Here is a 19293-nt window from a genome sequence, read left to right on the forward strand (position 1 = left end):
AGCATAGCCAATCCGCTGGGTCCGGGATGCCATCGAAGCAGCCCGGACAAGTTTGAGCGATACCCGAATAACGCAGAAGCGATAACGCGACATGGTTTGCTGACCGCTCCATGAAAAAGGAGTGACCATGAACGTTATCCCCCCCGAACCAGTGTCGGCGCTGCCTGCGTCGACCGCTCAGCCGGCAGACCCCGGTCGGTCAGTAAAGCTCATTGCAACGCAAAGTCTGCACGGCGAGTTTCTCGAGACATCGATCCCGCAATGGTTGACCAGCGCTTTGCCGCATCGGCGCGAAGCGCTCAAGGCGGTTCCGACCGCGTTACCGGCCTGGTATCAGAATGCGACGCCGGCCCAGCGCAAAACCCTCGACGAGACTTTCAAGGCCAGTGTCATTGCCCAGAACAGTCTCGACAAGAGCATGGCGAAATTCGTCGATGTCGAATCATTCGCCAGGCCGTTATTGATCAAAGCCTTGAAGGATAAATACGCGCTGGAAATCGACGTAGACAACACCCTGTTATGTCTGCGGCGCCCGGTCGAAATGGGTATTCAGAGAACCGTTTTGGCCTCGTTCGAGGTTCTCAAGATCACGCTGCTGGAAGCCTCGCTGCACAACTTCGAAGCTGACGAATGCGAGGGGACCTATCATTCAAGCTCCGGTTTTGTTGTGGCGACGCCTGCTGCGGACACATTCAAGCACGTCGACACAGGCCTCTCGGTCAGCCAGTTTTTGCACCTTTGCCGCAATCTGGATATAGGTCAGCAATACCAGACTTACCTGCAGGGTTTTTTTCATCCGGGGGACGCGGTGGCAGAGGCGGTGCTCAGCGAACGCTTCATCGCCAGCCAGAAGGCAGCGATGCGCGCCGCAGCCGAACAGGCGCTATTGCGCAATGACATCGAGGCGGCAGATCACGCGATGATCCTCTCGGTCATCGACGGCGAAATGCACCCGTGGATGGGGCGCAAGCAAGTCTGGTTCCAGGACCTCGGGCTGATGAAAAAAGGCTGACCGGGTGCGTGGCTTTCGTCATCTGCGAAAAATACCGTTACACCGATGAACTGATCCTTTACATCCCCAACGACCCGGAACATCCGCTCAAGCGCTACACGTTCGAGCAAATGCGCGAAGAGCTCGAGCGCTTGCTCACCGCACGTGATGCGTCGCAACAGACCAGCGCAGAGCCCACCGCCTACCAGCGTTTTTTCAGTCAGTTCCTGCCCTATGATCAGCGCCCGTACTATTTCAGCCAGTTCAGGCAAAAGGCAGCCGACTCAGCGGGCGATGCTTGGGATCTGCTGCGCTCGCCATGGCTGTCGGTGCTTCAGGGCTTGGCCGGCGGTTCAGCCTTTACCCGGATTCAGCAGGTACCACCCGAACGCCAGGTCAAATGGGAGCCAGTGGCGGATCCTTACATCGCGCCGTCAACCGTTGGACGCAAGGGGCGAGGGCTTTGGGCGGCCAACGAGGACTTGTGGCAATACCTTTATGCGCAGAATCGCGCCAAGGTGTTGGCCGACGCGAAAAGTCACGCGGTACCCACTGCCGATGTCGATGCGAAAGCACGAGACGTCAAACTGGCCCATCTGATGCAGCTCGGCATGCTTGGTCTGAACATGGTTTCGATGTTCGTGCCTGTATTGGGTGAAGTGATGATGGTGGTGATGGCCGGGCAATTGCTCTCTGAAACGCTCGAGGGCGCAATTGAATGGGCCGAGGGCGACCGTCGTGCGGCCAAGGATCATTTGATCGATGTGGCAGAAAACCTCGCGCAGATTGCGCTGATGGCAGGTGTAGGCGCGGGAGTGCGGAAAATCGCCAGCGCCCAAGCCGTGCCGGTCATTGAAAGGCTGCATCCGGTGAAGTTGGCCAACGGCGAAACCCGACTGTGGAAACCCGACCTGAAGGCTTACGAGTCCGCTGTCGCGCTGCCAGTCAGTCCCGGTCCGAACAGTGCCGGCCAGCATGTGCTTGACGGCAAAACCTATATTCGCCAGAGCGGCAAGGTCTACGAGCAGTTTTTCGATGAATTGATCGGCAAATGGCGGCTCAGGCATCCGACCGACATCAACGCCTGGCAGCCGGTGCTCGACAGCAATGGACGCGGTGCCTGGCGTCATTCGCTGGAGCGTCCGCAGGTTTGGGATCGTCTGACCCTGCTGCGACGTATCGGCCATGCAACCGATGCCTTCTCCGATGAACAGCTGATCAAGGCTGCCGATATCAGCGGTGTCAGTGACGCCGCCCTGCGCAAGATGCACATCGATTCTGCGCTACCGCCACCGGAACTGACCCAGGCCATGCGCATGATGCAAGCAGGCGGCAACGCGGCACTGGTTGTCGAGCAGTTGCGCGGGACAAAACCGATCGATGAACTGTACCTCTATGCATTGCCGCTGATCACCGAAATGCCGCGATGGCCGGAGAACCGGGTGCTGGAAGTCTTCGACGGCGAGCAATTGTCCGGCAAGTCCGTCAGGTATGGCTCCGCGCGGCGGTTTCGCGACGTCGGCGTCAAGCCACCCATTCAGATATCGCGGGCCGATATCTTCAGCGGTGAACTGCCAGCACGTATTCTCGCAGCGCTGGACGAGGCAGAAATCACTCGGCTTCTCGGCGAGCAGGGAGCACGCGTGGGCGATGCCCGACCTGCAGAGTTTGGCAAGCAGATCGCCGAATACGCAGACACCCGCCAGCCGGCGATTTACGACAGCATTTATCTGGGGACCGACCCCGTTGATCCGCAGGTTGTGCGTTTGCAGAAGGCCTGCCCCGGACTCAGTGAGCCGGCGGCGCAAACGGTGCTGGCCCATGGTCGCCCCGATGATCTTGAGCGGCTCGGCTCAGGGCAACGAGTACCGTTGCGCCTGCTGGAGGAAGCCCGCTGGTACGCGCATCAGAGTCGACAGGTAGCGGCCTATGCCGGTCTGCGTAGCGAAAACGTCGCTTCTGCGGACAGTCGGCGTCTGGCGTTGCACACGCTCGAGCAATTGGCGGGGTGGCCCGACAATATTCGCATTGAGGTTCGCGAAGGCCATGGCGCCGGCATGCTGCTTGACAGCATCGGCAGTGAAACAGCCGGCGAGAAAAAATACCTGATCAAAAAAGGCGTTCAGTTCCAAGCATTTAACGAACGCGGCGAGGCACTCAACAGCCTGCCTCGCAACGGCGACAACTTTTACTCGTCGATCATGCATGCCCTGCCTGATCACGCGCGCCGCAGCCTCGGTGTGCCTGAGGTCGGGCAGTCTGCCGGGTTGCAAGCAAAGATCATCGATTACGCCGACCAGCACCAGGCGGACGCACCCGCGCTGCTGGCGCCGCAGGTCAAGTGGATAAAGCCGCCGGTGCGGGTGAACGCTACCTTGATCGGTTATCCCGCCAGTGGACGCGGCGCGGGATCGGCACCGAACCTGCTGGCTCATGTGCAGGATCTCTACCCGCAACTGAGCGACGAACTGGCGCACGGCTTCCTACTTGACCAATACCGGGCAGGAAAAAGACAACCGCGCCATTTTCGAGCTGTTGCAATCACGTCGGCGTGAGTGGGAACAACTGAAGGCGACGCTGGATGAATGGGCAGGCGCAGCGGCTGCGGCGCCCTGGGAACGCTCCGGAACAAATTACAGGTTTCTCGCCGCGCAAGCGCTGAAAGCCTGCTGGCGCAACGCTTTGTCCACTGGGCTCGCGGGTGCCGATCAGCTGTCGATTCTCACCTACGATCCTCTGCCAGAGCTGACCGCCGACTTTGCTCATGTGCGTGAACTTTCGATTGGTGGTGGGGGCCTGACCGACGCCAATGCTGACGCCTTCCTGGCGCGATTTGCCAACGTCGAAAAGTTATCGCTGGGAGAGCGAGGCAGTCTGTTTGGCGCGTACATGGAGCAGGAGCAGTCATTGACGACCTTGCCCCTGAGCGTGACGCGCATGTCTGGGTTGAAGAAGCTCAAGTTACGAACCCCAGCCAGGGTGATGGCTGCCGATCTGGCGACAAGATTGCGCAGCTTGACCGCCGTTGAGGAGCTTCATCTTGATTTTCCCGGCGGCGCAGGCAGCCCGCTTGACCTGGATCTGGCTCCCCTTGAACGACTGAAGAAACTCAAGATTGAAGCGCCGGGCCTGACGCAGTGGCCGGCTTATGTGGAACGACTGCCTGAGCTGGAACGTCTGGATCTGACGCAGACCGCCATCGCGTCCCTTCCACAGACCCTCTATGTCGGGCACGAGAAACTCTGGGCCGGTTTGTCCCTGGATTGGTCGAAGTTTTCCCATGAAGCGTTCAAACCAGCTTACGACTACGTGAAAAGCTACATGGGGGAGTGGGGGCATCTGGTTGATCTGGACTCGATGGTCCGCCGCTACTGCGCCGGGGAACTGCAGTTCCTCACAGGCGAGGCCGGCCGTCTCAATCCATTACCTCAGCGCATCATGAGCCTGTGGAACACCCCGGAAACCCGGCTCAAGGCCGTGGAGATTCTGCGAGTGGAGCACAGCGCAATTTTCCGCCAGTTCTACGAGGCCACCGCATCCGGAGGATTGCGTAATGCGACGCCGGCAGCACGCTGGCAGACGCCACCCAATGCCCGGGTGGTTCGTGCCCTGGAAAAAAACTGGCGCGCCGCCATACGCAGGCGTTATCGCTTGAATGACGATGTTCGTCCGTTCAATGCGATGGACTGGACATCCGGCAGCGATCTCGACGACGCAAGTGTGTTTGAGCTGGTCGACACCGCTTGGGCGCAGGGCGCGGAGTCGGTCAGTGAGCTGCCGCAATTGCCGGCCGGTACGTTTGCTCATGTGCAAAACGTTCGGCTGGACCGGTTGACTGTGCCGATCGAACAGATTCGCGGTTTTCTCCAGGCATTCAGTGGCGTCACAAGCCTGGAAATCACCTCCTGCGGATTGAGCGAAGTGCCGGTCCGGCCAGCCGATTTGCCGCAGCTCGCACAGCTGGACCTGTCTTTCAACCGTATTGTCGTGACCCCTGAGGTTCAAGACCAATTCGACGCGCTGAGCAGTCTGGAACATCTCAATGCCCGGCTCAATCGGCTCGACACACTGGACGTTTCTCGCCTGACCGGGCTGAAGACACTGAATCTTAGCTCAAGCGGGCTCAATGAATGGCCCAAGGGGGCGGAGAACCTGGCGCATTTGCAGGCCCTGGATTTGCGTCATAACACCATCGGTTCGCTCCCCGAACACGTGCTGGCCAACGACGCGGTGCTGCTCAAGACCCGCCTGTTGAACAACCTCTTCAGTGGCAACGGCGAAGCGAGCTTAAGGGCGGCGCAGAAACGTATTGAAAAGGCCCTGGGTTTGCCCGACAGCGCTTTGCAACGGTTCGAATCGCAATCGGCATCGTTACTCGCCAGTTCCAGCAGTGCGACGCCTGACACGGCACTGAATCGCGCCGCTCATCTATTGCCGCTGCCATCTGCCACGGCCATTACGCAAGGCGCCGACATGAGCCGTACCGTGGTGGAAATCTTTCCGTCACTTTCACTTGAAAATGCCCAGGCCAGCGTTGAGCGTTTACGCAATGAGGGTCTGTCCAATGAGCAGATGGTGGGCAGACTGACCCAGTGGCGAGCGAGTAACGAGACGTTGACGCGTGAGTTGAACGGCTGGATCTTCAATCCGGCGCAAGGGTCTGGTGAAAGGGCATCGCCATCTGCAAGGTTCTTCGACGCGACCAGGATCCGCGCTTGCTGGCGGGACGGGCTTACTGGCCATACCGAATCCGCCGGGCGGACGCTGAGCCTTTCTGCGAGCGGCATGGGTGATTTACCCGTGTTGTCAAACGTGTTTTCCCATGTGCGAACGCTGGACCTGACCGGGGCAAAATTTTCCGTCGAGAGTTTCAACCTCTTCTGCCCGGCGTTTCCGGAGTTGACCACTCTGATGCTCAATGGCAATGGACTGGTACATCTGCCGGAAGCTGTCGGCAGTCTGAACCGGCTCGAGCGGCTGGAATTGAGTGGTAACCGCCTGGCCGTGGCGCAAAGCGTGTATCAGCACGCGAGCGGGGCGCGGCTGCGCTGGCTCGACCTCAGCCACAATCAGCTGGAAGAGTTCAGCGCCAGAACCTTCAGCCGTCTGGAAACCCTCAACCTCGCCCAGAACGGTCTGGATTTCTGGCCTGAAGGTGTACTTGAATTGGCCCCTCTGCAAAGGCTGGACCTGTCGGGCAACAACATCATGGTCTTCCCGGACCGGCTGTTGGGCGGCAATCACGAGGCGCTTGTGGCGGGCACCGATCTGTCGGAAAACTCGCTGTCACTTAACGCATTTGAGCAGATCAGGGACTACAGCTTCGCGCATGGCGCAGGTGATGTGCTCGGCTACACGCCCGAGTCATTGCAGCGTTTGATCGCCGAGCGTATGAGCGACTCGGAAAGCGATACCAGTTCCGAATCGGATTCGGATTCGGACTCGGGCTCAAGCTCGGGCTCAGGGTCCGATAGCGACGACGGCGATGATCCGCGTGGCGGAGGTGGTGGGGCTAGCAGGTCCGTGGATGCGCATGCCGCTGTGGAAGCAGCGGAGGTGATTGCCAATCCGGCGCAGGATGTGGCGGCGCCGGCGATGGAAACCTGGATGACCTATACCCATGCAGATGCGCGTGCAGCGCGGCAAGCGCTATGGCTGCAATTGGCTCGACAGGCCAACCATGAGGCGTTCTTTCATTTGCTCTCGACTCTGCCCGACACCCTGGAATTCAGGTTTGCCGGCGCCGAACTGACCCATCGGGTCTGGCAGGTGATCCAGGCTGCCACGCAAAACGCTGAACTGCGCGAGCTGTTGTTCCTCAACGCCGAAACCCACGGCACGTGCCCCGATGGCCGGATCCTGTCTTTCAGCGAACTGGAAACCCGCGTCTATGAGTTCAACGCCCTGCGCGACATTCCGCGGCATCGTCCGCTGCAACGCGGCAGAGCGTTGCTAGACCTGACTCGACGGCTGTTCCGCCTGGAAAGGGTGGATCGATTGGCCGAAGCCGCCGCCAGGAACAAGGATCGCGCGGAAGTCCGCCTGCAATACCGCATCGGCCTGACACGCGGCTGGCCGGACGACCTTGAGTTGCCGGCGCAACCCGAACACATGTTGTACGCCTCACCGATTCGCGGGCAGCGATTGCTCGACGCGCGAGCCTCGGTTCTCGCGGACGAGGCATCACCGCTGTTTCTGGAAGATCTGATTGCGCGGGACTACTGGATCCGCTATCTGCAGGATCGCCACGTCGCGGCGTTCGAGGCACTCGAGCGCGACGCCACCCAGCGGCACGAAGCGGTCGAGGATGCCTACCCCGATAAAGAAAACAGCAATTATCTGGACGCGATGAGAGTGCTTGAAATCGAAAGGGCGGAGGCGCGTATCGAGAAGCTCAAGGCTTTGACTCGCACAGAACTGGAGAGCCTGGCGTCGCAGGATGCGGGAGCGTCGCCATCGGCCCCGTCTTCACCGAAACCCGGGCCTTCGTGGCGCCGCGACTGAGTGATCGAGCAGACCTGGGAGCAGGGCGCTCCCAGGTCCGCGGCCCGATCAGCTGTCGTAACCCAGATTCGGCGCCAGCCAACGCTCGGTCACGCTCAGATCCTGTCCCTTGCGTGCGGTGTAGCTTTGCACCTGATCCTTGTCGATCTTGCCCACCGCAAAGTATTGCGCTTGCGGATGGGCGAAGTACCAGCCGCTGACCGCTGCGGCGGGGAACATTGCGTAGTGTTCGGTGAGGAACACGCCACTGCGCCCGGCGCGCATTTCCGCAGCCTCTGGATCGAGCAGGGTGAACAGTGCCGCTTTCTCGGTGTGATCCGGGCAGGCCGGGTAGCCGGGAGCGGGGCGGATGCCACGGTATTGCTCTTTGATCAGTGCATCGTTGTCGAGGGTTTCATCCTTGGCGTAACCCCAGTGTTCTTTACGCACTTGCTGGTGCAGCCATTCGGCGCAGGCCTCGGCCAAGCGGTCGGCGAGGGCCTTGACCATGATCGAGTTGTAGTCGTCGCCAGCGTCCTGATAAGCCTTGGCCACTTCTTCGGCGCCGATGCCGGCGGTGGTAATGAAGCCGCCGACGTAGTCGGTGACTTCGCTGTCTTTGGGCGCAACGAAGTCGGCGAGGCAGAAGTTCGGCTTGCCGTCGGTCTTGATGATCTGCTGGCGCAAGTGATGCAGCTTGGCCAACGGCTTGCCGTTATCGTCGTACAGCTCGATGTCGTCTTCGTTGACCTGATTGGCCGGCCAGAAACCGAACACCGCACGGGCGCTGATCAGCTTTTCGTCGATCAGCTTGGTGAGCATTTCCCGGGCGTCCTTGTACAGCGCAGTGGCGGCCTCACCGACCACTTCATCTTCAAGGATGCGCGGGAACTTGCCGGCCAGGTCCCAGGAAATGAAGAAAGGCGTCCAGTCGATGTACTCGGCAAGCACGTTCAAATCGATATTGTCGAGCACCTTGCTGCCGGTGAAGGTCGGTTTCACTGGCTGATAATTGGCCCAGTCGAATTGCGGCTTCTTGGCGATGGCGGCGGCATAGCTCAGGCGTTCGGTGCGGGCGCTGCGATTGGAAGTGCGCTCGCGCACGTCGATGTATTCCAGGGCGGGTTTTTTCGACGAAACCGGCCTTGAGTTCCTTGGACAACAACTGTGTCGCCACGCCGACGGCGCGCGAGGCGTCGGTCACGTAGACCACGGCATCGTTGCTGTACTTCGGCTCGATCTTCACCGCAGTGTGCGCCTTGGAGGTGGTCGCGCCACCGATCATCAGTGGCAGATGGAAGTCCTGACGCTGCATTTCGCGGGCAACGTGGACCATCTCGTCCAGCGACGGGGTGATCAGGCCGGAGAGGCCGATGATGTCGCACTTTTCTTCTTTGGCGACCTGCAGGATCTTCTCGGCCGGGACCATCACGCCGAGGTCGACGATGTCATAGCCGTTGCAACCGAGCACCACGCCGACGATGTTCTTGCCGATGTCGTGCACGTCGCCCTTGACTGTGGCCATGAGGATCTTGCCCTTGGCTTCCGGCTTGTCGCCTTTCTCCAGTTCGATGAACGGGATCAAGTGCGCCACGGCCTGCTTCATCACGCGCGCGGATTTCACCACTTGCGGGAGGAACATTTTGCCGGCGCCGAACAGGTCGCCGACGATGTTCATGCCGGACATTAACGGGCCTTCGATCACTTCGATCGGCCGCGCAAACGACTGGCGGGATTCTTCGGTGTCTTCAACGATGTGCGTGGTGATGCCCTTGACCAGCGCGTGCTCCAGACGTTTGTTGACGTCCCAGTTGCGCCATTCTTCGGTCTCGGCTTCCTTGGCGCTGCCGTCGCCCTTGTACTTGTCAGCGATGGCGAGGAGGGCGTCGGTGCCGTCCGGGGTGCGATTGAGGATCACGTCTTCGACCGCGTCGCGCAGCTCCACCGGGATCTGATCGTAGATCTCCAGTTGACCGGCGTTGACGATGCCCATGGTCAGCCCGGCGCGGATCGCGTAGAGCAGGAACACCGAGTGAATCGCCTCACGCACCGGGTTGTTGCCACGGAACGAGAACGACACGTTGGACACGCCGCCGGAGCTCAGCGCATACGGCAGCACGTCGCGGATGTAGGCGCAGGCATTGATGAAGTCGACGGCGTAGTTGTTGTGCTCTTCGATGCCGGTGGCGACGGCGAAGATGTTCGGGTCGAAGATGATGTCTTCCGGCGGGAAGCCGACTTCGTTGACCAGAACGTCGTAGGAGCGTTTGCAGATCTCTTTCTTGCGCGCTTCGGTGTCGGCCTGGCCGGCTTCGTCGAAGGCCATCACCACCACCGCAGCGCCGTAGCGCTTGCACAGCTTGGCGTGATGGATGAACTGCTCGACGCCTTCTTTCATGCTGATCGAGTTGACGATGCCCTTGCCCTGAATGCACTTGAGGCCGGCTTCGATGACTTCCCATTTCGACGAGTCGATCATGATCGGCACGCGCGAGATATCCGGTTCGCCGGCGATCAGATTGAGGAAGGTGACCATGGCCTTCTTCGAATCGAGCATGCCCTCGTCCATGTTGATGTCGATGATCTGCGCGCCGGCCTCGACCTGCTGCAGCGCGACTTCGAGGGCTTCGGTGTAGTTGTCTTCACGGATCAGGCGGGCGAATTTTGCCGAGCCGGTGATGTTGGTGCGCTCGCCGACGTTGACGAACAGCGAGCTGCGATCAATGGTGAACGGCTCCAGACCCGAAAGGCGGCAGGCCTTGGGGATGTCCGGAATCTGCCGCGGCGCATAACCGGCCACAGCTTTGGCAATCGCTTCGATGTGCCCCGGGGTGGTGCCGCAGCAGCCGCCGACGATGTTGAGGAAACCGCTCTGGGCGAACTCTTCGATGACTTTCGCGGTTTGCGAGGGCAGTTCGTCGTACTCGCCGAATTCATTCGGCAGGCCGGCGTTCGGGTGCGCCGAAACGTGGGTGCTGGCCTTGTTCGACAGCTCTTCCAGGTACGGGCGCAGTTCGCTGGCGCCGAGGGCACAGTTCAGGCCTACGGAAATCGGCTTGGCGTGCGCTACCGAGTTCCAGAACGCTTCGGTAGTCTGCCCCGACAGGGTTCGGCCGGAGGCGTCGGTGATGGTCCCGGAAATCATGATCGGCAATTCGACGTGCAGCTCTTCGAACACACCTTGCACGGCAAAGATCGCCGCTTTGGCGTTGAGGGTGTCGAAAATGGTTTCGATCAGGATCAGGTCGGCGCCGCCCTCGATCAGGCCTTTGGTGGCTTCGGTGTAGTTTTCCACCAGCTCATCGAAGGTGACGTTGCGGTAGCCGGGGTTGTTGACGTCGGGCGACAGTGAGCAGGTGCGGCTGGTCGGGCCAAGCACGCCGGCCACGAAGCGCGGCTTGGCCGGGTTTTCGGCGGTCTTGGCGTCGGCAATCTTGCGCGCCAGACGTGCGCCTTCTACGTTTAACTCGTACGCCAGCTCTTCCATACCGTAATCGGCCATGGAAATGCGCGTGGCGTTGAAGGTATTGGTTTCGAGAATGTCGGCGCCGGCGTCCAGATAGGCTTTTTCGATACCGCCGATCACGTCCGGACGGGTGATCACCAGCAGGTCGTTGTTGCCCTTGACGTCGCTCGGCCAGTCCGCGAAGCGCTTGCCGCGATAATCCTGTTCTTCGAGCTTGTAGCTCTGGATCATCGTGCCCATCCCGCCGTCGAGAATCAGGATGCGCTCTTTGAGGGCTTGCTTGAGAGCTTGAAGGCGGACGCTGCGATCGGACATGAGGACTACTCGGAAAGACCATTACGAAGGAGCGCGATCATAGCAAACCTGTGCGCTTTTGGAGCATGTGCAGCTTTTGCATGAATATCGCTCATGTTGGTACGAGCGTCATAACGGTAGAATCGCAGCCTTTTTTTATCATCGAGATCAGCAGCATGCCGCACCGCTTCATCAGTTTATGGTTGCTGGTCCTGAGCGGGAGCGTTGCGGCGCAAGATCCCGCCATTTCTTCTTCCATCTCCTACAGCCGGGACATCCAACCGATCTTCACCGAGAAGTGCGTAGCCTGCCATGCGTGCTATGACTCGGCCTGTCAGCTCAATCTCGGCAGTGGCGAAGGCGCCGCCCGTGGCGCGAGCAAGATGCCGGTATATGACGGCGAACGCACCCAGGCTGCACCGACCACGCGCTTGTTTTACGACGCCTTCGGCAAGCGCGCCTGGCAGCAGAAAGACTTCTATTCGGTACTCGATGCCCAGGGCAGTCAGGCCGCGCTGATGGCGCGGATGCTTGAACTCGGCCACAAGACGCCGCTGACGCCGAACGCCAAACTGCCAGAAGAGATCGTTCTTGGGCTCAATCGCAACAATCTATGCGCAATGCCTGCGGAGTTCGACGGATATGCCGGCGCGCACCCGAAAGAGGGTATGCCGCTGGCCGTCACCGGTCTGACCGACCAGCAATACCAGACCTTGCAGCGCTGGCTGGCGTCTGGCGCGCCGATTGATGAGCAGAGCCTGGCGCCGACTGCCAAAGAGGCCATGCAGATCCTGCAAGTGGGAGAACCTGCTCAATGCTCCCGGTGCTCGGCAAAGTCTGGTCGGGCGCTGGCTGTTCGAGCACTGGTATCTGGCGCACATCTATTTCAAGGACGGTGAGCCGGGGCATTATTTCCAGTGGGTGCGTTCGCGCACGCCGAGCGGCCAGCCGATTGATCTGATCGCCACTCGCCGCCCCAACGACGACCCGGGCACGCAGGTGTATTACCGCATGTGGCCGGTGCAAGGGGTGATCGTGCACAAGACGCACATCACTTATCCGCTGAGCGCGGCGAAAATGGCCCGGATCAAAAGCCTGTTCTACAGCGGCAACTGGCAGGTCAACGCGCTGCCGGGTTACGGCCCGCAAAGCCGTGCCAATCCGTTTGCCACTTTCGAAGCGATTCCGGCGCAGGCGCGCTATCAGTTCATGCTCGATAACGCCGAATACTTCGTCCGCACCTTCATTCGCGGCCCGGTGTGCCGTGGGCAGATCGCGACCGACGTGATCCGCGACAACTTCTGGGCGCTGTTCCAGGCGCCGGAACATGATCTCTATATCACCGACCCGAACTACCGCGGCCAGGCCACGCCGCTGCTGGCGATGCCGGGGCAGAACGACGATGTCGGCAGCGTGCTGAGTCTGTGGCGCAACTATCGCGACAAGCGCAACGAATACGAGGCACTGCGCCGTGACAGCTATGCCGATCTGCCGGCGCCGAGCTGGTCGACGCTGTGGGCCGGCAACGACAACGCCTTGCTGAGCATTTTCCGCCATTTCGACAGCGCTTCGGTGACCAAGGGGCTTATCGGTGAGGTGCCGCAAACCATGTGGCTGTTCGACTATCCGCTGCTGGAGCGCACTTATTACCAGCTCGCGGTCAATTTCGACGTGTTCGGCAACGTTTCCCATCAGGCGCAGACCCGTCTGTATTTCGATCTGATCCGTAACGGCGCGGAGCAGAACTTCCTGCGCCTGATGCCCGCCGACTCGCGCGAGGACTACCTCAACGATTGGTACCAGGACGGCGGCCAGTTCAAGATGTGGCTCGATTACGAGGCCATCGATGACGACAAACCGACCGCGCTGAAACTCGACGAAAAAGACCCGAAACATGATTTCGCCATGCAGTTGCTGGCGCGCTACGGTGATCTGAACGCGCGGCCAGACCCGATCAATCGCTGCGACGGCGCTTATTGCTCGCGACCGAATATCGATCCGGCGTTGCAGGATGCCGAGCAGGCCCTGAGCCGTCTGGCCTCGCGCCCGGCCGCAGGGTTGAAAGTCATCGACCAGTTGCCCGAAGCGACCTTGCTGCGCGTTGAAACCGCCAGTGGCAAGCGCGAGGTCTACAGCGTGCTGCGCAACCGCGCCCACAGCAACGTGGCGTTTTTGCTCGGTGAGTCGCTGCGCTATCAGCCGGGGCTCGACACGTTGACTGTCTATCCGGGCGTACTCACCAGTTACCCGAATTTCATGTTCAACGTCCCGGCCGAGCAGGTGCCGGCGTTTGTCGATGCGATGGAGAATGCCAGGGATGCCAATCGGTTCGAAAAGATCGTCGAGCGCTGGGGCATTCGGCGCAGTCATCCGCAGTTCTGGCTGTATTTCCACGATCTGAGCCAGTACATCCATGAAACCGACCCGGTGGAAGAGGGCGTGCTGGATATGAACCGGTACGAGAATCTTTGAGTATTCGCAGGCGTGTGCCCGGGATTCTTTCCCGACAAAAATACTAGGACTTTGTCAGCCGCGCCGATTGGCGTAAACTGCGCCCACGCCTGCGAGGAGTTTTTATGACCGCTATTACCATTACCGACGCCGCCCATGATTACCTGGCTGATCTGCTCTCCAAGCAGAACACCCCGGGCATCGGCATCCGCGTTTTCATTACCCAGCCTGGTACCCAGTACGCCGAAACCTGCATTGCCTACTGCAAGCCGGGCGAAGAGAAGCCTGAAGACACCGCGCTGGGGCTGAAAAGCTTCACCGCCTACATCGATTCCTTCAGCGAAGCGTTTCTTGATGACGCGGTCGTTGATTACGCCACCGACCGCATGGGCGGCCAGCTGACCATCAAGGCGCCAAACGCCAAGGTGCCGATGGTCAACGCCGACAGCCCGGTCAACGAGCGCATCAACTATTACCTGCAAACCGAGATCAACCCGGGGCTGGCCAGTCACGGCGGTCAGGTCAGCCTGATCGATGTTGTCGAGGACGGCATTGCCGTGTTGCAGTTCGGCGGCGGTTGCCAGGGCTGCGGCCAGGCTGACGTAACCTTGAAAGAAGGCATTGAGCGCACCTTGCTCGAGCGCATTCCGGAGCTCAAGGGCGTTCGCGACGTGACCGACCACACGCAGAAAGAAAACGCCTACTACTAAGGTGTTCGCTGCGATCATGAAAAACGGCGCCCCGTGAGCGCCGTTTTTTTATGGGCAACTTTTGCCGCCCCATTCGCGAGCGGGCTCGCTGCCACATTGAAATGCAATGACCTGTGGGAGCGGGCCTGCTCGCGAAGGCGTCTTCAAGGCCGATAAAGATGCGCATGCCCGGCGCGATACAGCGAAGACTCGCTGAACACCTCGCTGCCCAGCACCCGCCCGACCAGAATCAGCGCCGTACGCCGAAAGCTTTTGGCCTCGACCTTTGCGGCAATGTCCGCCAATGTACCTACCACCCAGTCCTGATCCGGCCATGTCGCGCGGTGAATAATGGCAATCGGGCAGTCCGCGCCGTAATGCGGCAGCAGTTCAACCAGTATCTTTTCCAGATGATTGACCCCCAGATGAATGGCCATGGTCGCGCCGTGCTGCGCCAGGCTCGCCAGTTCTTCGCCGGCGGGCATCGCGGTCTTGTCGGCGTAACGGGTCAGGATCACGCTTTGCGAAATGTCCGGCAGGGTCAACTCGGCGCCCAGCAGCGCTGCGCATGCCGCCGTCGCGGTTACGCCCGGAATGATCTCGAAAGGAATGTTCAGCTCACGCAAGTAGCGGATCTGCTCACCAATCGCGCCGTACAGACTTGGGTCTCCGGAATGCACACGGGCCACATCCTGGCCTTGGGCATGGGCAGTCCTGATCAGATCGATGATCTGTTCCAGATGCAGTTCAGCGCTATTGGCCACGATTTCGGCCTGATGACCTTCCAGCACCGCTGCGGGTACCAGCGAGCCGGCATAAATGATCACCGGGCAGCTGCGAATCAGCCGTTGGCCTTTGACGGTGATGAGTTCCGGGTCGCCGGGGCCGGCGCCGATGAAGTAGACGGTCATCGTTGAATCCTTGTGAAGAGGCGCAGGCACACTGCAGATGAAGCGTGCTCATGATCGATGGCGGGGATTATCGGGATTTTATGCAGCGCCGGCCAATGCCAGCGTGGCCTGCGCATATTTCTGCCGGTGGATCAGCAGTTTCGCCGGCGCCTGAATCAGTTGCTCGGCGAGCGCCAGCGCGGCGCTTTCCGCCACGCCGTAGCAGCCGGTGCGCTCAAAGGCGATCTGCGATTGATGGCTGAGGCGCTGCTGATAGGGCGCCAGTTCGGCACTGTTGAAATACTGCAGCGGCAGGTTCAATTGTGTGGCCAGTTCCAGCAACCCCGGTTCGTCGCGCTTGAGGTCGATACTCGCCAAAGCCTTGACCGCTCGCAGCTCGATGCGGTGCGCCTGCAACGCTTGATCGAGTAACGCACGCAACGTACTGGCCGGGCAGCCCCGCTGGCAGCCGAGGCCGACCACGAGGGTCGGCGCTGCGCGGTCATCGGTCATGCCTGATATGGGCCTGCGCTTTTGCGGCGGAACAACCATGCACTGATCAGGCCCAAGGCCAGCCAGAACGCGACGTTGGTCAGCTGCGAAGCGATTTTGAACTGGGTTTCCAGTGCCTCTGGAGCGAGCATCGAATGCACCTGCGGTTGCGGCGCGCCGATCACATGCGGCACGGCGAGAATCGCCACACCGAGAAGCTTCATCAGCCAGTGACGACTGAAGGCAATCAGTGCCAGACCGACGGCGGTCGAAGCGGCAGTGCCGATCCACCAGATCTGCCGCGAGGCCAGATCGGCGGCGGCTGTGCCCGGCAACTCAGGTGGCAGGCCCAGGGTCGGCGCGAGAACGAACGTGGCATAACCGGCCAGACCCCAGAGCAGCCCTTGCGAGGTCTTGGTCGGCGCGCGCAGGGTATAAAGACCGGCGAGCATCAGGGCGAAACCCACCGCTACCACCAGATTACCGCCAGTGGTCGAGACCACACGCTGCCAGCCGTCTTCCGGCTCCCAGGCTTCGCCATCATGGCTGTGGGCGGCGGTGCCGGCGGCGTGTTCGTGGACTTGCGCGACCGGTTCGGATTTCTCGAAAGTTTCGGCCTGCTGAATCAACGGTGATACCCAGAAACTCTGCAGCAGGGTCAGCAGCAGGGCGGCCAGCAAGCCGGTGAAGCCTGCGGTTTGCGCGATACGCTTGATCATTTCGGCAGGCCTCAGTGGCACGGGAACGCGGCGCTGTGGCGGGTATCGTGGGCGGCGTTGTGCACCGCTTCGATGTGCGAGAAACCGGCGAACCAGACCAGGCTGGCACCGAGGATCGAGGCGAAGAGGGCGGCGGCGACGCGTTGGCCGAGTGTGGTGCTGCTGGAGATGTGGTCAGTGTGGCTGACGGTGTTACTGATGATCGACATAGCGCTTCCCTCTGAAATGTCAGCGGGTAAACAGAGCGCATGAAAATCCCTGCGGGCCGGGCACGCAGGGATTTCGAACAGCGCCCGCCCACCGCGGGTTTGTTTGTGTTCAGCGGCGCTTGCGCGCGCTGGGTGTTGCGGGCCGGTCTCCGGGCTCGCGAGGGGTTGGCTGGTCGCCGACCTGCAAGCATCACCTTCCCATGCCGGGGCACAGTGGATCTGACGCTTCGCTCGCTTACCGTTGCGGGGGCAGCACCGGACTGACATGGCTTTGAGTAAAGCACATGATTCACCGGTTTCCCGTTTCACCCTGTGAAGGGCACCCGTAACAAGGTGTGCAGGAGAACATGGGTTTGGGTTTTTAGTCAATTTCCGGGGGCGGATCCGTTGCTGCGGGGGGGGGGCTTTTTTTCGGGTGTTTTTGTGTGTATATCCGTTGCTGCGGGTGTTGCTGATTACGGTTTCGCCCTTACGGCGAGGCACTTTTTCCAAACGCCGAAAAAGTACCCAAAAAGGCTTGCTCCTACGTTCGGCCCTCGCAGGCTCGGGTTCCTTCGCTCCGGGACTGATCCGGGCGCAGCGGCTCCGGTTTGCTTCGCTGCACCTACACTCGCTGTGTACGACTGCGTCGTACGGTCGCTGCGCTCCCACGCCCGGATCAATCCCTCCACTCAGCCTTCCGACGTCGCCGGTGGATCAAGATCAAGAGCACTCGAGCTTGCGCTCATTGTTGAGTGGGGCGGCTTCGCCGCGGGCAGCTGCGCTGCTTTGCGTTTGCTTTGTAGGCGAGCCTGCTCGCGAAGGCGGCCTGACAGCCGACCTGTTCTTGAGGTGGTACGCGATCCAACTGTAGGAGCTGCCGAAGGCTGCGATCTTTTGCTTTTGCCTTTGCCTTTGCTTTTGCTCTGGCTTTTGATCTTTTGCCCCTTCGGCAGGCTTCGTTACGGGATCGATCCGGGGGTGGGAGCGCAGCGACCGTACGACGCAGTCGTACACAGCGGAAGGAGGTGCAGCGAAGCAAACCGTAGCCGCTGCGCCCGGATCGGTCCCGTAACGAAGGTACCCCGAGCCCCAGCGAGCGGGCCGTACGCCGGGGCAAAGCCTTTGGTTCCTTTTTGGCGTTTGAAAAAGGGACTCGCTGTAAGAGCGAAACCATAAGAAGCCGTTACCGCAGCAACGGATATACCCCCAGTTTCAGACTCACCGACCATTGACCCACGACGGACCCATGCGTAGCCTTGCGCTTTCGAGGTTCTTCGGCACTTGCCGAAGCTAAGAAGGGAACGCGGTCAAAGCCGCGGCTGCCCCCGCAACTGTGAACGGTGATGTTCGTTGCCACGCCACTGCCAGCTCAACCGATGAGCCAGCGGGAAGGCGCAATGGACGCCAGGCCCAACGCCTGAACGCCGTCAGCCAGGAGACCTGCCTCGTCACAGATTCTCACTACAACCGGGCGGGGTGATCCGGTGGCGAATGCTTCCGGCGTGCACGCGCGCTGCCGGTTCTCGTCCCGTATGCCCGCCGCTTGCCAAAGGGCATACCGATGAAAACACTGGCCAAACTCCCCGTCACCATCGTCACCGGTTTCCTCGGTTCGGGCAAAACCACGCTGCTGCGGCACATGCTCGACAACGCTCAGGGCCGGCGCATCGCGGTGATCGTCAACGAGTTTGGCGAGCTGGGCATCGACGGTGAAATCCTCAAGCAATGCACCATCGGCTGCACCGAAGAAGAGGCCAGCGGCCGCGTTTATGAGCTGGCCAACGGCTGCCTGTGCTGCACCGTGCAGGAAGAATTCTTCCCGGTGATGCGCGAGCTGGTCGCCCGTCGCGGCGATCTCGACCACATCCTTATTGAAACCTCGGGCCTAGCCCTGCCAAAACCGCTGGTGCAAGCCTTCCAGTGGCCGGAAATTCGCAGTGCCTGCACCGTCGATGCAGTCATCACCGTGGTCGACAGCCCGGCCGTCGCTGCTGGCACCTTCGCCGCGTTCCCGGATCAGGTCGATGCCCAGCGCAAACTCGATCCGAACCTTGATCACGAGTCGCCGCTGCATGAACTGTTCGCCGATCAACTGGCCAGCGCTGACCTGGTGATCCTCAACAAAGCTCACCAGACCAGCGCGGAAGATCTCGCACGGGTGCGTGCTGAAGTCGCCGAAGAGCTGCCGCCAGCGGTAAAAATCATCGAAGCCAGCAATGGCCGCCTGCCGCTGGACGTGCTGATCGGCCTCGGCGCCGGCTCTGAGGAGCATATCGACAGCCGCCACAGTCACCACGATCACCATCACGACGGTGATGACGACGACCACGATCACGACGCCTTCGATTCGATCTCCATCGAATTGCCGCAAGCCGACGAAAGCTTGCTGCTCGACGCGCTGACGCAACTGGTGGTGCAGCACGGCATCCTGCGGGTCAAAGGCTTCGCGGCGATTCCGAACAAGCCGATGCGCCTGTTGATCCAGGGCGTGGGCACGCGTTTCGATAAGCATTTCGACCGTCAGTGGGGCGCCGAAGAAGCGCGCGTCACGCGTCTGGTGCTGATCGGTCAGGAGCTTGATGCGGCACAACTCGAAGCGCAATTGCGCGCTGCGCTCAGCGTTTAAG

At 60.7% G+C, this 19293-nt stretch carries 11 protein-coding genes, 1 pseudogene and 2 riboswitches; of the genes and pseudogenes, 6 read left to right on the plus strand and 6 right to left on the minus strand.

All coding sequences use genetic code 11. The features are described 5' to 3' along the window. Window positions 1-127: 127 nt before the first annotated feature. From AB4O12_RS06640 to AB4O12_RS06650, 3 genes are read left to right on the plus strand one after another with little or no spacing between them, the layout of a single operon-like run. Window positions 128-1012, plus strand: a complete 885-nt coding sequence (locus tag AB4O12_RS06640) for a dermonecrotic toxin domain-containing protein (protein ID WP_460060931.1) — start codon at window positions 128-130, stop codon at window positions 1010-1012. Between the two features lie 8 nt (window positions 1013-1020). Further along, on the plus strand, window positions 1021-3546 hold the full coding sequence (locus tag AB4O12_RS06645) for a hypothetical protein (RefSeq protein WP_460060933.1): 2526 nt from the start codon (window positions 1021-1023) through the stop codon (window positions 3544-3546). Then, window positions 3479-7495 carry an NEL-type E3 ubiquitin ligase domain-containing protein gene (locus AB4O12_RS06650; RefSeq protein WP_460060935.1) on the plus strand — a complete coding sequence of 1339 codons (4017 nt, stop codon included), beginning with the start codon at window positions 3479-3481 and terminating at the stop codon, window positions 7493-7495. The genes AB4O12_RS06645 and AB4O12_RS06650 overlap by 68 nt, the downstream gene beginning before the upstream one ends. 48 nt (window positions 7496-7543) lie before the next feature. On the opposite strand, the gene AB4O12_RS06655 is transcribed toward AB4O12_RS06650, so the two are convergent. Continuing rightward, on the minus strand, window positions 7544-8425 hold the full coding sequence (locus AB4O12_RS06655) for a vitamin B12 dependent-methionine synthase activation domain-containing protein (RefSeq protein ID WP_460060938.1): 882 nt from the start codon (window positions 8423-8425) through the stop codon (window positions 7544-7546). Continuing rightward, a complete protein-coding gene (metH, locus tag AB4O12_RS06660) occupies window positions 8349-11255 on the minus strand; it encodes a methionine synthase (RefSeq protein WP_460060940.1) in 2907 nt (968 codons plus the stop codon). The genes AB4O12_RS06655 and metH overlap by 77 nt, the downstream gene beginning before the upstream one ends. A gap of 155 nt (window positions 11256-11410) precedes the next feature. Between metH and AB4O12_RS06665 the strand changes: the two are divergent. Together AB4O12_RS06665 and nfuA are read left to right on the plus strand one after the other, a co-directional pair. Further along, window positions 11411-13706: pseudogene (locus tag AB4O12_RS06665) on the plus strand (fatty acid cis/trans isomerase). Window positions 13707-13810: 104 nt separating this feature from the next. Beyond that, entirely contained in the window at window positions 13811-14395 is a 585-nt protein-coding gene (gene nfuA, locus AB4O12_RS06670) for a Fe-S biogenesis protein NfuA (protein ID WP_003225494.1), read from the plus strand. Between the two features lie 143 nt (window positions 14396-14538). On the opposite strand, the gene cobM is transcribed toward nfuA, so the two are convergent. From cobM to AB4O12_RS06690, 4 genes are all read right to left on the minus strand, one after another. After that, entirely contained in the window at window positions 14539-15285 is a 747-nt protein-coding gene (cobM, locus tag AB4O12_RS06675; protein ID WP_460060942.1) for a precorrin-4 C(11)-methyltransferase, read from the minus strand. A gap of 78 nt (window positions 15286-15363) precedes the next feature. Then, window positions 15364-15777 (minus strand): cobalamin biosynthesis protein, encoded by a 414-nt coding sequence (locus tag AB4O12_RS06680; protein WP_122507089.1) that lies wholly within the window; start codon window positions 15775-15777, stop codon window positions 15364-15366. Next, window positions 15774-16475 (minus strand): CbtA family protein, encoded by a 702-nt coding sequence (locus tag AB4O12_RS06685; protein ID WP_460060946.1) that lies wholly within the window; start codon window positions 16473-16475, stop codon window positions 15774-15776. The genes AB4O12_RS06680 and AB4O12_RS06685 overlap by 4 nt, the downstream gene beginning before the upstream one ends. 11 nt (window positions 16476-16486) lie before the next feature. Continuing rightward, window positions 16487-16684: a CbtB domain-containing protein gene (locus tag AB4O12_RS06690; protein WP_016774486.1), complete on the minus strand. Its 198-nt coding sequence runs from the start codon at window positions 16682-16684 to the stop codon at window positions 16487-16489. 123 nt (window positions 16685-16807) lie between these two features. Beyond that, window positions 16808-17026, minus strand: a riboswitch (cobalamin riboswitch). Between the two features lie 890 nt (window positions 17027-17916). Then, window positions 17917-18128: riboswitch (cobalamin riboswitch) on the plus strand. A 99-nt stretch (window positions 18129-18227) separates the two neighbouring features. On the opposite strand from AB4O12_RS06690, the gene cobW reads away from it, so the two are divergent. Further along, window positions 18228-19292, plus strand: coding sequence for a cobalamin biosynthesis protein CobW (cobW, locus tag AB4O12_RS06695; RefSeq protein WP_460060950.1), 1065 nt, complete (start codon window positions 18228-18230; stop codon window positions 19290-19292). The last annotated feature ends 1 nt before the right edge of the window (window position 19293 follow it).

The sequence above is a fragment of the Pseudomonas sp. S2_A05 genome (genome assembly GCF_054668485.1).